The 13679-nt window shown below is 40.4% G+C and carries 12 protein-coding genes; 11 read left to right on the plus strand and 1 reads right to left on the minus strand.

The window, feature by feature from the left end; translation table 11 throughout:
- Window positions 1–235: 235 nt before the first annotated feature.
- From DWX96_RS07340 to DWX96_RS07370, 7 genes are all read left to right on the plus strand, one after another.
- Window positions 236–1306 (plus strand): carbamoyl phosphate synthase small subunit, encoded by a 1071-nt coding sequence (locus DWX96_RS07340; RefSeq protein ID WP_022243003.1) that lies wholly within the window; start codon window positions 236–238, stop codon window positions 1304–1306.
- On the plus strand, window positions 1306–4512 hold the full coding sequence (gene carB / locus DWX96_RS07345; protein ID WP_118057131.1) for a carbamoyl-phosphate synthase large subunit: 3207 nt from the start codon (window positions 1306–1308) through the stop codon (window positions 4510–4512). The genes DWX96_RS07340 and carB overlap by 1 nt, the downstream gene beginning before the upstream one ends.
- A gap of 341 nt (window positions 4513–4853) precedes the next feature.
- Window positions 4854–5033, plus strand: coding sequence for a hypothetical protein (locus DWX96_RS07350; protein WP_199535133.1), 180 nt, complete (start codon window positions 4854–4856; stop codon window positions 5031–5033).
- A 33-nt stretch (window positions 5034–5066) separates the two neighbouring features.
- The gene (locus tag DWX96_RS07355; protein ID WP_118057132.1) at window positions 5067–5774 is read left to right on the plus strand and encodes a PoNi-like cognate immunity protein; all 708 of its coding nucleotides are present in this window, start codon (window positions 5067–5069) and stop codon (window positions 5772–5774) included.
- Between the two features lie 31 nt (window positions 5775–5805).
- Window positions 5806–6141 (plus strand): hypothetical protein, encoded by a 336-nt coding sequence (locus DWX96_RS07360; RefSeq protein WP_118057133.1) that lies wholly within the window; start codon window positions 5806–5808, stop codon window positions 6139–6141.
- Window positions 6142–6325: 184 nt separating this feature from the next.
- The gene (locus DWX96_RS07365; RefSeq protein WP_158561827.1) at window positions 6326–6997 is read left to right on the plus strand and encodes a PoNi-like cognate immunity protein; all 672 of its coding nucleotides are present in this window, start codon (window positions 6326–6328) and stop codon (window positions 6995–6997) included.
- A gap of 21 nt (window positions 6998–7018) precedes the next feature.
- Window positions 7019–7342, plus strand: a complete 324-nt coding sequence (locus DWX96_RS07370; protein WP_118057135.1) for a hypothetical protein — start codon at window positions 7019–7021, stop codon at window positions 7340–7342.
- A gap of 87 nt (window positions 7343–7429) precedes the next feature.
- On the opposite strand, the gene DWX96_RS07375 is transcribed toward DWX96_RS07370, so the two are convergent.
- Entirely contained in the window at window positions 7430–8647 is a 1218-nt protein-coding gene (locus DWX96_RS07375) for an HD-GYP domain-containing protein (protein WP_118057136.1), read from the minus strand.
- A 192-nt stretch (window positions 8648–8839) separates the two neighbouring features.
- Here DWX96_RS07375 and DWX96_RS07380 point away from each other — a divergent pair, with 192 nt between their 5' ends.
- The 4 genes from DWX96_RS07380 to DWX96_RS07395 all read left to right on the plus strand — a co-directional run bounded on the left by DWX96_RS07380 (window position 8840) and on the right by DWX96_RS07395 (window position 13638).
- Complete coding sequence (locus DWX96_RS07380) at window positions 8840–10090, plus strand: cell wall hydrolase (protein WP_118057137.1); 1251 nt, start codon at window positions 8840–8842, stop codon at window positions 10088–10090.
- A gap of 176 nt (window positions 10091–10266) precedes the next feature.
- Window positions 10267–11451, plus strand: a complete 1185-nt coding sequence (locus tag DWX96_RS07385) for an acetyl-CoA C-acetyltransferase (RefSeq protein ID WP_117841801.1) — start codon at window positions 10267–10269, stop codon at window positions 11449–11451.
- Between the two features lie 132 nt (window positions 11452–11583).
- Window positions 11584–12456: a 3-hydroxyacyl-CoA dehydrogenase family protein gene (locus tag DWX96_RS07390; RefSeq protein WP_022244335.1), complete on the plus strand. Its 873-nt coding sequence runs from the start codon at window positions 11584–11586 to the stop codon at window positions 12454–12456.
- 27 nt (window positions 12457–12483) lie between these two features.
- Window positions 12484–13638, plus strand: coding sequence for an acyl-CoA dehydrogenase (locus DWX96_RS07395; protein WP_022244336.1), 1155 nt, complete (start codon window positions 12484–12486; stop codon window positions 13636–13638).
- Window positions 13639–13679: the final 41 nt, after the last annotated feature.

Below are 13679 nucleotides of genomic sequence, written 5' to 3' on the forward strand. Positions count from 1 at the left end.
TATTATAGAGGGAAAAAGAAAAAATGCATAAAAAATGGATAAATATGCATCAAACTTAGTGACTATTTGTTTTGCGAAAAAGGTTGAAAAAACCTTCCCGATATGGTAGAATTTTTACAATTTAGGTAGCCTGTGCAGGTTTGGTGCATTTTTTATGCAAAAGGAAGGAAAAAGAGATGACTGACTCTTTTTTTTTGCGCAGGTATCGGAAGAATAGAAAGGACAGGGTGAACAAATGAAAGCTTTTCTTATATTGGAAGATGGCAATGTATTTACCGGAACCAGCATCGGTTCAACACGGGAAGTCATCAGTGAAATTGTATTTAATACGTCGATGACAGGGTATTTAGAGGTACTGACAGATCCATCTTATGCAGGACAGGCGGTAGTAATGACATATCCTTTGATTGGAAATTATGGAATTACACCGGATATGGAGTCAGGACGTCCATGGGTAGATGGATATATCGTAAGAGAATTATCCAGAATGCCAAGCAATTTCCGTTGTGAAGGAACCATTCAGGATTTTCTGAAAAAATACGATATACCGGGAATTGCAGGAATTGATACCAGAGCATTAACCAAGCTCTTACGTGAAAAGGGAACAATGAATGGAATGATTACAACAGATGAGAATTACAATCTGGATGAGATTATTCCAAAATTAAAGGCTTACACCACAGGAAATGTGGTAGATAAAGTAACCTGTGAAGAGAAAAGCGTATTGCCTGGAAAGGGCAAAAAAGTAGCACTGTTAGACCTTGGTGCTAAGAGAAACATCGCCCAGTCATTAAATAAAAGAGGCTGTGAAGTTACCGTTTATCCGGCACACACCACAGCAGAAGAAATTTTAAGCACGAATCCGGACGGAATCATGTTAAGTAATGGACCTGGAGACCCGAAGGAGTGCAAGGAGATTATTGCAGAGATTCGTAAATTATATGAATCTGACACACCGATTTTTGCAATCTGCTTGGGACATCAGCTGATGGCACTTGCAACCGGTGCAGACACATATCATTTGAAATATGGTCATCGTGGAGGAAATCATCCGGTTAAGGATTTAAAGACCAACCGTGTATACATTTCCAGCCAGAACCATGGTTATGCAGTAGATACCAATACCCTGGATGAGAAAATTGCAAAACCGGCATTTGTAAATGTAAACGATGGAACCAACGAAGGATTAGAGTATGTCGGAAAGAACATTTTTACCGTACAGTTCCATCCGGAAGCATGTCCGGGACCACAGGATTCTGCTTACCTTTTTGACCGTTTTATTGAGATGATGGGAGGAACGAAATAATGCCTAAGAATAAAGATATTAAAAAAGTATTAGTAATTGGTTCTGGTCCGATTGTCATTGGACAGGCTGCAGAGTTTGACTATGCAGGAACACAGGCATGTCGTTCTTTAAAAGAAGAAGGAATCGAAGTTGTTCTGGTAAACTCCAATCCTGCTACCATTATGACAGATAAGGATATTGCAGATGAAGTTTATATCGAGCCATTAACTGCAAAAGTATTAGAGCAGATTATCATAAAAGAAAAACCGGACAGCGTCCTTCCTACTCTGGGTGGACAGGCTGGCTTAAACCTTGGTATGGAGCTGGCAGAATCCGGATTCTTAGAGAAACAGGGTGTCAAACTGATTGGTACAACTGCTGAGACAATTTTCAAGGCAGAAGACCGTCAGGCATTTAAAGATACCATGGAAAAAATCGGTGAGCCGTGTGCACCATCCCAGGTAGTACACAATGTGGAAGATGGTATTAAATTTACCAATACCATCGGATATCCGGTTGTACTTCGTCCTGCTTATACCTTAGGAGGAAGCGGCGGCGGAATCGCACATAATGAGACAGAGCTTATCGACATCTTATCCAACGGACTTCGTCTGAGCCGTGTCGGAGAAGTACTGGTAGAACGTTGTATTGCAGGCTGGAAGGAAATCGAGTACGAAGTAATGCGTGATGCCAATGGAAACTGTATTACCGTATGTAATATGGAAAATATTGACCCGGTTGGTGTACATACCGGAGACTCTATCGTAGTAGCACCTTCCCAGACATTAGGTGATAAAGAGTACCAGATGCTGCGTACTTCTGCACTTAATATCATTTCCGAATTAAATATTACCGGTGGATGTAACGTACAGTATGCACTGCATCCGGAAACCTTCGAATATTGTGTTATCGAGGTTAATCCTCGTGTATCCCGTTCTTCTGCATTAGCATCCAAAGCAACCGGATATCCGATTGCAAAAGTTGCTGCAAAGATTGCACTGGGCTATACCTTAGATGAAATCAAGAATGCAATTACCGGAAAGACATATGCAAGTTTTGAGCCGATGTTAGACTACTGCGTAGTAAAAATCCCAAGACTTCCATTTGATAAATTCATCACTGCAAAACGTACGTTAACAACACAGATGAAAGCAACCGGAGAAGTTATGAGTATCTGCAATAACTTTGAAGGTGCCCTGATGAAAGCAATCCGTTCCTTAGAGCAGCATGTAGACAGTCTTTTATCCTATGACTTCAGCAAGCTTTCTGATGAGGAGTTACAGGAGCAGTTACATGTAGTAGATGACCGCAGAATCTGGGTTATTGCAGAAGCACTGCGCCGTGGCGTATCTTATGATAAAATTCATGAGATTACAAAGATTGATAAATGGTTTATTGACAAACTGGCTATCTTAGTTGAAATGGAGCAGGATTTAAAGACAAAACCACTTACCGTAGAGCTTTTAAAAGAAGCAAAACGTATGGAATTCCCGGATAAAGTCATTGCAGATCTTACCGGAAAGAGTGAAAAAGAAATTCATGACATGCGTTACGAAAATGGTATCGTAGCAGCCTTTAAGATGGTTGATACCTGTGCCGCAGAGTTTGAAGCATCCACTCCATATTACTATTCCGTATTTGGCAGTGAAAACGAAGCAGAAGAGACAACACCGAAGAAGAAAGTACTGGTATTAGGTTCCGGTCCAATCCGTATCGGACAGGGTATCGAGTTCGACTACTGTTCCGTACACAGCACCTGGGCATTTGCCAAGGAAGGCTGGGAGACAGTTATCGTAAATAACAACCCGGAGACTGTATCAACAGACTTTGATATTGCAGATAAACTGTATTTTGAGCCGTTGACACCGGAAGATGTTGAGGCAATTGTAAAATTAGAAAAACCGGACGGAGCTGTTGTTCAGTTCGGTGGACAGACCGCAATCAAGCTGACCGAAAGCTTAATGAAGATGGGTGTCAAGATTCTTGGAACCAAGGCAGAAGATGTAGATGCTGCCGAGGACAGAGAGCTCTTTGATGAAATCTTAGAGAAGACCGGAATCCCAAGAGCAGCAGGTGGAACTGTATTTACCGCAGAAGAAGCCAAAGAAGTTGCACACCGTCTGGGTTACCCGGTACTGGTTCGTCCTTCCTATGTATTGGGCGGACAGGGTATGAAGATTGCATACAATGATGAAGAGATTGAAGAATTTATCGGAATCATCAACCGTATTGCACAGGATCACCCGATTCTGGTTGATAAATACCTGATGGGTAAGGAAATTGAAGTAGATGCCGTATGTGATGGTACAGATATTTTAATTCCTGGTATCATGGAGCATATCGAGCGTACCGGAGTACATTCCGGAGACAGTATTTCCGTATATCCGGCACCGACCATCAGTGATGAAGTAAGAGAAATGCTGGTAGAATATACCAAGCGTTTGGCTCAGGCATTACACGTAGTAGGACTGATTAACATTCAGTTTATCGTAATGGACGAGCAGGTATATGTTATCGAAGTAAATCCACGTTCCTCAAGAACGGTACCATATATCAGCAAAGTTACAGGTATTCCAATTGTAGACCTGGCAACCAAAGTTATTATTGGTAATACCATTAAAGGAATGGGTTATACCCCGGGACTTGCACCAACCGCAGATTATATCGCAATCAAGATGCCGGTATTCTCCTTCGAGAAACTGCGTGGAGCAGAAATCAGCCTTGGACCGGAAATGAAGTCCACCGGAGAATGCTTAGGAATTGCCAAGACCTTTGATGAAGCTTTATACAAAGCTTTCTTAGGAGCAGGTGTTCAGCTTCCGAAATATAAGCAGATGATTATGACGGTAAAAGATGCGGACAAGCCGGAAGCAGTCGGTGTAGCAAAACGTTTTGCAGCCTTAGGCTACAAGATTTATGCAACCAGAAGTACTGCAAAATATTTACAGGAGCATGGCGTAGATGCACTGCGTGTCAATAAGATTACCCAGGAGTCACCAAACGTTATGGACTTAATCTTAGGCCATAAGATTGACCTTGTCATCGACACACCGACCCAGGGAAATGGTGATAAGAACCGTGACGGATTCCTGATTCGTCGTAATGCAATTGAGACCGGCGTATACTGTATCACGGCAATGGATACAGCCAACGCACTGGCAACCAGCTTGGAAAATGCCCAGTCAGAGCTTACTCTGGTAGATATTGCAACCGTGAAGAATATTTAAGAGAAAAAACAGCCTCATGTGTTTCGAGTGGAACACATGGGGCTGAAATTTTTGCTGTCAGGCATCTGTAAGAAGCTGCCGGTAGCAGGCGCAGGCAGCGTTTATATAATATATACAAAAACGGAAACATAATTTGAATAAAAATGACAATTGACAAAGAAATGTAAAATGGTTAATCTGATAGGTAGTTGCTGAAGAATCAGCGGGAGTACTGAGCTATGGAAAATGATATGAAATAATCGGATAGGACAATTCATAGATACCGGAATTCTCCGGTGATAATCCCAAATGATATGAGGCAATAAAAATAGAATAGCAGGTCTTTAAGGAGACCAATAAGGTTGAATTATGAAAGAGGAAGATTTGGATGCTGCATATTATATGGAGAAAGAACAGTGGCATTAAGTAACTCACAACAATGGTGGGAAGAAGCTGATTTTGATGTCTTTTTTAAAGAATTAGAAAGAGAACTGAAGTTAAGAATTCCGGATAAATTCTTAAAAGCGCATCGTTGGCGATGATATGAAAGAAGCACTACTAAGGAGAAACAGACATTGCGTGATACAGTAATGAATGAAAAATATTTTAGGGAATATATTTTGGAAGAGACAGGAAGAATAAAAAATTTTCAAAATAAGTTAGAAAATAATGAGGTAAGAGAAGATAGAATTTATTCGGTAAAAAGAAAGATTGATGCTATACAATTTGAATTACTTATTGCAAGATATTCTAGTGGTGAAGATATAGAAAAATTAGAAAATGATTTTATACAGTTATTAAATGATATGCCATTGTATTGGAATGGTAATTCTGGCTATATTGATATGCTGTGGATGATGGCACTTGCAATTTTATTCGATGTAAGTAGAGAAAAGTTTGGTATATTGTCGGATTTGGTAACTCAATATAATCGGAAAGATGCTTTATTGGAATTTTTTGTTAATTACAAAATGCATGGAAGCATAGAACAACTGGAAGGAGACTATTCCTTTGGCTTCCCATATGATAAGCTGTCGGATATTATTGCAAATAAAGAAAAAGCAATTGAAAAAATAAAAGAATATTTGGAAAAATATTGGTATGTGGGACATAAAAATATGGGATGGTACGATATTCATAGAGCAAAAGAAAAATTGTATTACGGTTACTGGAGTTTTGAAGCAGGAGCTATTGCAAAAATATTAAATTTAGATGACAGCAATTTGAAAGATGTACCGTATTATCCATATGATTTGGTTCACTATAAAAGCAATAGTATGTAATCGGGATTAGAGGATATAAAAGGCGTTTTATATGTTGTGGGATAAATTAACGGAAGAGAATTATGTGATATATGTAAACAGAGACATTGATTTAAAGATAAAAGTTTTTGAATTGATGGAGAACGATGAAATATATATCAACTATAAGGGATTTAATTTGACAATACCTATGTTGGTATGGGAGTTTGGTGAAGATTTAAAGTTGGCATCAATAGAAGATGTTCGTATGGAAGGCAACGACCGATTTGATAAACATTTTGTTATTAAAAAAGAGGATAAAGAAAAGTTTTTAGATGAAATATATTTCTTTTTTGTTGATAATCATATGGATTCTGTTTTAAATGAAAAGTATCGAGCAAATTGGTGATAAAGCAAAAAAATATTTTATAGGATGAATATGAAAATAAAAGTAAGAAGAGAAGCTGCTAAATGCACAAATTGTGGAAAACTCTGGATGATGCGAAAAAGGTGCAGCGAATAGAAAAAGCATTAATGGAAAATAAAGTTATCTAATGATACAGTGGTGTATACCAAATGGAGAAAATCAGGGAATGAGAGATTATATTAAAAGTGAACAATATTTCGACGAATTCATAGCGGAAGATACAGCCAGGATTTTAAAATTAACCCAAAAAGTAAATGGCGGAGAAGTTAGACCAGAAAGATTAATGCCAGTAAAACAGGGAATTTTTCGTATTAAACTTGGAATTATAATAGCAAGGTATTCTAAGGGAGATAACATAGCTTGTTTAAGAAGTGATTTTATGGAAATATATGAAGAGTGGATAATGTCCTTCTTTTCACCGATTGCATATAATGAGAATTTAAAGATGCTATCACTTGCAGTCCTATTTGAAATAGAGCAAAAACTGATTACATTAACAAAAAGAAAACTGAAAGAAAAAGAGGTAAAGGACTGGTTGTTGCTTTTTCTGATGGGGGAAAAACAACCTAATTTACCCCTTTTATTTCCAGACAGATTTCAAATAATGAAAGAGTTAGTTAAAGAAAGAGATAAATCAGATTTATTGGAGAAATATTTGAAAGAGGACTGGTATAATAAAGAATACGAGTGTTATGAGGCTCATAAAAGTGACCAGAATATATATTATGGTTACTGGAGTTTTGAAGCAGGAGCTATTGCAAAAATATTAAATTTAGATGACAGCAATTTGAAAGATGTACCATATTATCCATATGATTTGGTCCATTACAAAAAATAAAATTCCCGTGGAGAAAATGAAATGTGGAAAATCCAAAAGAAAGAAAAATTTGATATTTGGGAAAACGACTTATGTTCATTGAAAGTTCAATATGAAGAAAGTAAATGTAGAGTTTATGTTAATTATAAAGGGTATAATGTTGTTGTTCCGATGGGAATATGTGGATTTGAAGATGAAATTCAGGAAAGAAAGATAAAGTATGAGGTTGAGGGAGAAAAGGGAATTTTAAACTCTTTAAGTTATGTAGTCGAGAAAGATAATTTGAGACTGTTTTGTGATATGATATTCTTTTTTTTGACTGAACATAGCTTAGACAGAATGTTATATGAAGAATTTAAATATTAAATAATAGCTGTCCCATTTAAAAGAAACCCACATATGTTCAAGGTTTTCTTGGATTGAACATATGTGGGCTATTCTGTATTGATAATCCTACACCAGCTTCTTTCTTGCAGCCTTTTTCTTTGGTGCCGGCTCGGCAGCGGCTGTTGCGGCAGCCTGATTCTGGCGCTTGCGGAACCGGTCGGCTACATCTTTGATATATTTGTCTGAGGTAAAATGCTTTAAAGTATTTTCATCAATGGCAATCCGGTTATCCATGGTCTTCATGATATCCTGAATCTGGATAATGTCATAGATGTGCGGGTCACGCAAATCAAAGATTTCATTATTAGTAAACTGTAAGATAAGAGGTTTGGAATAATCCTCCGGGTTATCTTCAAGAATCATTGCCTTTTCGCCATTGGATAAATCTACACAGGCACCTCTCGGAAGAATGTGGATGCAAAGAGAAAGTGCACGGACAATCTTTGTATCATATTTTTCCGGAAACTCCTGCAAATATTTCATGGCAACGATTTCGGAAATTGGCTCATTGGTTAGGCTCATGGCGGTCATCCGGTCAAAGGCATCTGCAACCTGTAAAAGCTTTGTGCCGCTGCTGCGGAAAATCTTGGATGGGTCAGCAGTCTCTTCCGGAGCGGAGAGTGTAATAAACTGGGTAATGATTTTTAAAGCATCCGGTGATAACTTTATACTGTGAGTCTGCGGATTCAGATAATCTAAGCTCTTGATATGGCAGGCAAGGATTTTCTTTTCGTCTTCTTCTGTTAAAGGATCCGTTTTTTCAGCAAGCTCGGTCGGAACCAAAAGCCAGCCAAAGTCATAGAGCAGAGCAGCCGTTACACAGGTCTGCTGAAAATCATCCGGCATATTTAACTGGTGAGTCAGCATGGCGACCAGAATAGCAACGCTGATGGAATGCTTGTATACATAATCCGCAGAGCTTCTTAAATTCTGCGCAAAGTTCAGCTTGTGGTCAAGACGGCCATACTGGGACAGAATCGAAGAGACCAGCGTTGGAAGCTTGTCCGGCTGTCTGCCTTTACGAATCATATCCATGCAGTCGCGAAGCTGGAACATGGAAATGGTCTGGAACTGTTCGAAAGCAATATCCTCGTCGGATAATGGCGGAACCGGTTCGGCAGGCTCCAGAATATAAATACCAATCAGCTCGAAATTCCGGATACTTTCGATACCCTGCCGGGTCAGTCTGGTGTCGCGGTCATAAAGCATGACGCCCAATTTATTATAGATAGGTTTAGCAAGACGCATGCCGGGTTTTAAGTCATCTGTCCGTATAAATAGCATAGCGGTTACCTCCTTACAAAATATGTTTTTCTCCGTTAAAATTCCTAGTTCAAATATAGCACAAGCAGAGAGGAAAAACAATCTTGGGATTGAAAAAGAAGTGTAGTTTTTCGTTGCATTTTCATAAGAAAGCCGTCTATAATAAAGGAAGAAAACAAGAGGCGTGATAAATCCATAAAAGAGGATAAAGATATGAAGAAAAACAGTAAACAACGTATGTTTTCCGCATTGCTGATACTGTTTCTGCTGATACAGATGACGGTGCAGGCAGACACCGGCATAAAGGAAAGAGTGGATCTGGCATCTAAGGACACCGGAAGCAGCGTGGAAGAACTGGAACGTCAGAGAGAGGAACAGCAGTCGCAGCTTGATTCCTTGAAAGAATATCAGATAAATCTTTCCGATGAACTGACGGAATTAAATAATGGATTGCAGGAAATCAGCAACGAACTGGCGGATACCCAGGATGAAATTGCGGCGAAAAATGTGGAGATTGAAGCAGCAGAAAGCCGGATTGCAGAGCTGACAACACGTTCTGAGAGCCAGTACGAAGCCATGAAGAAAAGAGTACAATATATGTACGAAAATGGCAATCAGTCTTACCTGGAGCTGCTGCTTGGAGCAAGCTCCTTTTCGGATTTTTTAAACCGGATGGAATATGCCAAATCCATTTATGATTATGACAGGCAGGAGCTTTCTGATTATCAGGATACACTGGCTGAATTAAAACAGCAGAAGGAAGATTTAGAGACGGCAAAAGAAGAACTGCTTGCGGCAGAACAGACGAAGCAGGAGCAGAAGAGCAAGGCAGACAGTCTGGTGGCAGCCCAGCAGGAAAAAATAAGCGCAGCAAAGTCGGACGTTGCAGAGGCAGAGACGGAAATTGCAGATACGGATGCGGAAATCGCAAGACAGAAAGCCTATGAGGAAGAATTAGAGGCACAGAAGGCGAAAGAAGATGCAGCCCGTCAGGAGGAGATTAAGCGTCAGGAAGAGGAACTTATTAACAAGCAGCAGCCGGATGCTTCAGATAATAGTGCAAATCCGGATGGGACATCCACCGGGGATAATGCCACAGGAAGTGATACTTCCGGTGGCGGAACAGTGAATACCAGTGATGTTGCCATGCTTGCAGCACTGATTCAGTGCGAAGCAGGCGGCGAAAGCTATGAAGGGAAGCTTGCCGTTGGAAGCGTGGTCATGAACCGTGTGGACAGCAGTTATTTCCCGGATACCGTGGTAGGTGTCATCTATCAGAGCGGGCAGTTCTCACCGGTAGCCAGCGGTCGTTTCGCAGTAGTGCTTTCATCCGGGGCAGATGCGTCCTGTGTGCAGGCTGCCACAGAAGTGTTAGCAGGCACAAGAACCTTAAACTGCTTATATTTCCGCAGAAACAACGGACTGATTAATGGAACTGTAATCGGAAACCATGTATTTTATTAAGGAAAGCTGAAAATCCGGCTCAATAAAGCAAGTTTCACTTGCAAAAATCCCCTTTCTATGATAACATCAGATTGTCGGGAAAGAGCCGGAAAGGCTTTCTTTTATTTTTTTTACAAAAGATTGTTAAAAAAATAACAATAGTAAAAGGCAAATTTAATTCAGAAGGAGACGAGAAAATGGCACAGAAAGTAGTTTTAGCAGGCGCATGTCGTACCGCAATCGGTAAAATGGGAGGAGCTTTAAGCAATACTCCAGCCGCAGATTTAGGCGCAATCGTAATCAAAGAAGCATTAAACAGAGCTGGTGTTAAACCAGAACAGGTTGATGAAGTAATGATGGGATGTGTAATCCAGGCAGCACAGGGACAGAACGTTGCACGTCAGGCTTCTATCAAAGCAGGTTTACCAATCGAGGTTCCTGCATTTACATTAAACGTAGTTTGTGGTTCTGGTTTGAAATGTGTAAACGAAGCTGCAAACATGATTATGGCTGGTCAGGCAGACATCGTTGTTGCAGGTGGTATGGAGAACATGTCTATGGCACCTTACGCTATGACAAAAGCTCGTTTTGGATATCGTATGAACAATGCAACAATTATCGATACCATGGTAAATGATGCATTAACAGACGCATTTAATCATTATCATATGATGATTACAGCAGAGAACGTATGTGACAAATACGGAATTACCCGTGAAGAGTTAGACGAGTTCTCAGCAAACAGCCAGCAGAAATGTGAAAAAGCAATTGCTGAAGGCAGATTCAAAGACGAAATCGTTCCTGTACCTGTTAAGGTTAAGAAAGAAACTGTTATGTTTGACACAGATGAGGGACCACGTCCAGGCACAACTGCTGAGTCATTAAGCAAATTAAGATGCTGCTCTGGTAAAGAGGGCGGACTTGTTACTGCAGGTAACGCTTCCGGTATCAACGATGGCGCAGCAGCAATCGTTGTTATGAGCGAAGAAAAAGCAAAAGAGCTTGGTGTTAAACCAATGGCTACATGGGTTGCAGGAGCACTTGGCGGAGTTGAGCCGGAAATCATGGGTGTTGGACCTGTTGCTTCTACAAAGAAAGTTCTTGCAAGAACCGGAATGTCTATTGATGATTTCGACTTAATCGAGGCAAACGAAGCATTCGCTGCTCAGTCAATCGCAGTTGCAAGAGATCTTGGATTTGATATGTCTAAGGTAAACGTAAACGGTGGTGCAATCGCACTTGGACATCCTGTTGGAGCATCTGGATGCCGTATCTTAGTTACATTGCTTCATGAGATGCAGAAGAGAGACGCTAAGAAAGGTCTTGCTACTCTGTGTATCGGTGGTGGAATGGGCTGCTCAACAATCGTTGAGAGAGACTAATTCACTCTTTCTGAATAAGTAAATATACCCGGGAAGTGCAAAACGCTTCTCGGGTCTTGCGTTGCAAGTTATAACCCAGAAGGCTTTCGTTTTCGGGTAAATATAATACATGAATTTTTAAGGAGGACTAACATGAAAGTTGGCGTTATTGGTGCAGGTACCATGGGACAGGGCATTGCAAAAGCATTTGCTCAGGTAGAAGGATATGAAGTAGCTCTTTGCGACATCAAGCAGGAATGGGCTGATGGCGGAAAAGAGAAAATTGCAAAAGGATATGCAAGACTGGTAGAAAAAGGAAAAATGACACAGGAAACTGTTGACGGAATCCTTGCTAAAATTACACCAGGTTTAAAAGAGAATCTTTGCGCAGACTGCGATTTAATCGTAGAAGCAGCATTCGAAGATATGGGCGTTAAGAAGACAACATTCCAGGAGCTTGATAAGATTGCTAAACCAGAATGTATCTTTGCTTCTAATACATCCAGTCTTTCTATTACAGAAATCGGAAATGGTCTTACCCGTCCAATGGTAGGTATGCATTTCTTCAACCCGGCAGACAGAATGAAATTAATCGAAGTTATCGCTGGTGTAAATACTCCTGCTGAAACAGTAGAAGCTATTAAGAAAATCTCTGTAGAAATCGGAAAAACTCCGGTACAGGTAAATGAAGCTGCAGGTTTCGTAGTAAACCGTATCTTAATCCCAATGATTAACGAAGCTGCATTTATCAAAATGGAAGGTGTATCTGATATCGCAGGTATCGACGCAGCTATGAAGCTTGGCGCAAATCATCCAATGGGACCTCTTGAGTTAGGTGACTTCATTGGTCTTGACATCTGCCTTGCAATCATGGATGTACTTTACAACGAGACAGGCGACAGCAAATATCGTGCATGTCCATTAATCCGTAAAATGGTTCGTGGTGGTAACCTCGGCGCTAAGAGCGGAAAAGGATTCTATGTATACAACGCTGACCGTACAAAGACCCCGGTTGACGCTCAGTAAAATAAAATTTATGGAGGATTTCAGAACATGGATTTCAGTTTAGATAAGAAACATGAAATGGCGAGAACTCTGTTCAGAGATTTCGCAGAAAACGAAGTAAAACCTCTGGCTCAGGAAGTTGATGAGACAGAAGTATTCCCACAGGGAACAGTTGATAAAATGGCAAAATTTGGTTTCATGGGAATTCCGGTACCAAAGGAGTACGGCGGACAGGGATGTGACCCATTAACCTATGTTATGTGTGTAGAAGAGTTATCTAAAGTTTGTGGTACAACAGGTGTTATCGTATCTGCACATACTTCTCTTTGCATCGACCCAATTATGACTTACGGTACAGAAGAGCAGAAACAGAAATATGTAAAGCCACTTGCAACAGGTGAGAAGCTTGGCGCATTCGCATTAACAGAGCCTGGTGCTGGTACAGATGCCCAGGGAGCACAGACCAAGGCTGTATTAGATGGTGATGAGTGGGTATTAAACGGATCTAAATGCTTTATTACAAACGGTAAAGTTGCAGACGTTTATATCGTAATCGCAATCACAAGTGTTACCGAAGATAAGAGAGGAAGAAAGAAGAAGAACTTCTCTGCATTCATCGTGGACAAGGGAGCTCCTGGATTCTCCTTCGGAACAAAAGAAAAGAAAATGGGTATCCGTGGATCATCTACATACGAGTTAATCTTCGAAGACTGCAGAATTCCAAAGGAAAATCTGTTAGGACCGGAAGGAAAAGGATTCCCAATCGCTATGCATACTCTGGATGGCGGACGTATCGGTATCGCAGCTCAGGCACTTGGTATTGCAGAAGGTGCATTAGACAGAGCAGTTGCATACACCAAAGAAAGAAAACAGTTTGGTCGTTCTATCGCTCAGCAGCAGAATACCCAGTTCAAGCTTGCTGATATGGCAACCAGAATTGAAGCAGCTCAGATGCTGGTTTACAAAGCTGCTATGGCTAAAGCAACACAGAAGGTATATTCTGTAGAAGCAGCAAAAGCAAAATTATTCGCAGCAGAAACCGCAATGGCAGTTACTACAGAAGTAGTTCAGTTATTCGGTGGATACGGATACATCAGAGAATACGATGTAGAGCGTATGATGCGTGATGCTAAGATTACAGAGATCTACGAAGGAACAAGCGAAGTTCAGAGAATGGTTATTTCTGGCGCATTATTAAAATAGTTTCTGACAGATCGGCGCAAAAGGATTTTAAACGAAAAATC

Origin of the sequence: Roseburia sp. AF22-2LB, from assembly GCF_003461125.1 — a bacterium.
In the GTDB taxonomy this organism is placed as follows: domain Bacteria; phylum Bacillota; class Clostridia; order Lachnospirales; family Lachnospiraceae; genus Roseburia_C; species Roseburia_C amylophila.

Coding starts and splice junctions, on each gene's coding strand:
- DWX96_RS07365 (WP_158561827.1), top strand. CDS start 6,326: ATGAGAGATTATATTAAAAGTGAACAATATTTCGACGAATTCATAGCG.
- DWX96_RS07340 (WP_022243003.1), top strand. CDS start 236: ATGAAAGCTTTTCTTATATTGGAAGATGGCAATGTATTTACCGGAACC.
- DWX96_RS07375 (WP_118057136.1), bottom strand. CDS start 8,647: ATGCTATTTATACGGACAGATGACTTAAAACCCGGCATGCGTCTTGCT.
- DWX96_RS07395 (WP_022244336.1), top strand. CDS start 12,484: ATGGATTTCAGTTTAGATAAGAAACATGAAATGGCGAGAACTCTGTTC.
- DWX96_RS07360 (WP_118057133.1), top strand. CDS start 5,806: ATGTTGTGGGATAAATTAACGGAAGAGAATTATGTGATATATGTAAAC.
- DWX96_RS07370 (WP_118057135.1), top strand. CDS start 7,019: ATGTGGAAAATCCAAAAGAAAGAAAAATTTGATATTTGGGAAAACGAC.
- DWX96_RS07380 (WP_118057137.1), top strand. CDS start 8,840: ATGAAGAAAAACAGTAAACAACGTATGTTTTCCGCATTGCTGATACTG.
- DWX96_RS07385 (WP_117841801.1), top strand. CDS start 10,267: ATGGCACAGAAAGTAGTTTTAGCAGGCGCATGTCGTACCGCAATCGGT.
- DWX96_RS07390 (WP_022244335.1), top strand. CDS start 11,584: ATGAAAGTTGGCGTTATTGGTGCAGGTACCATGGGACAGGGCATTGCA.
- carB (WP_118057131.1), top strand. CDS start 1,306: ATGCCTAAGAATAAAGATATTAAAAAAGTATTAGTAATTGGTTCTGGT.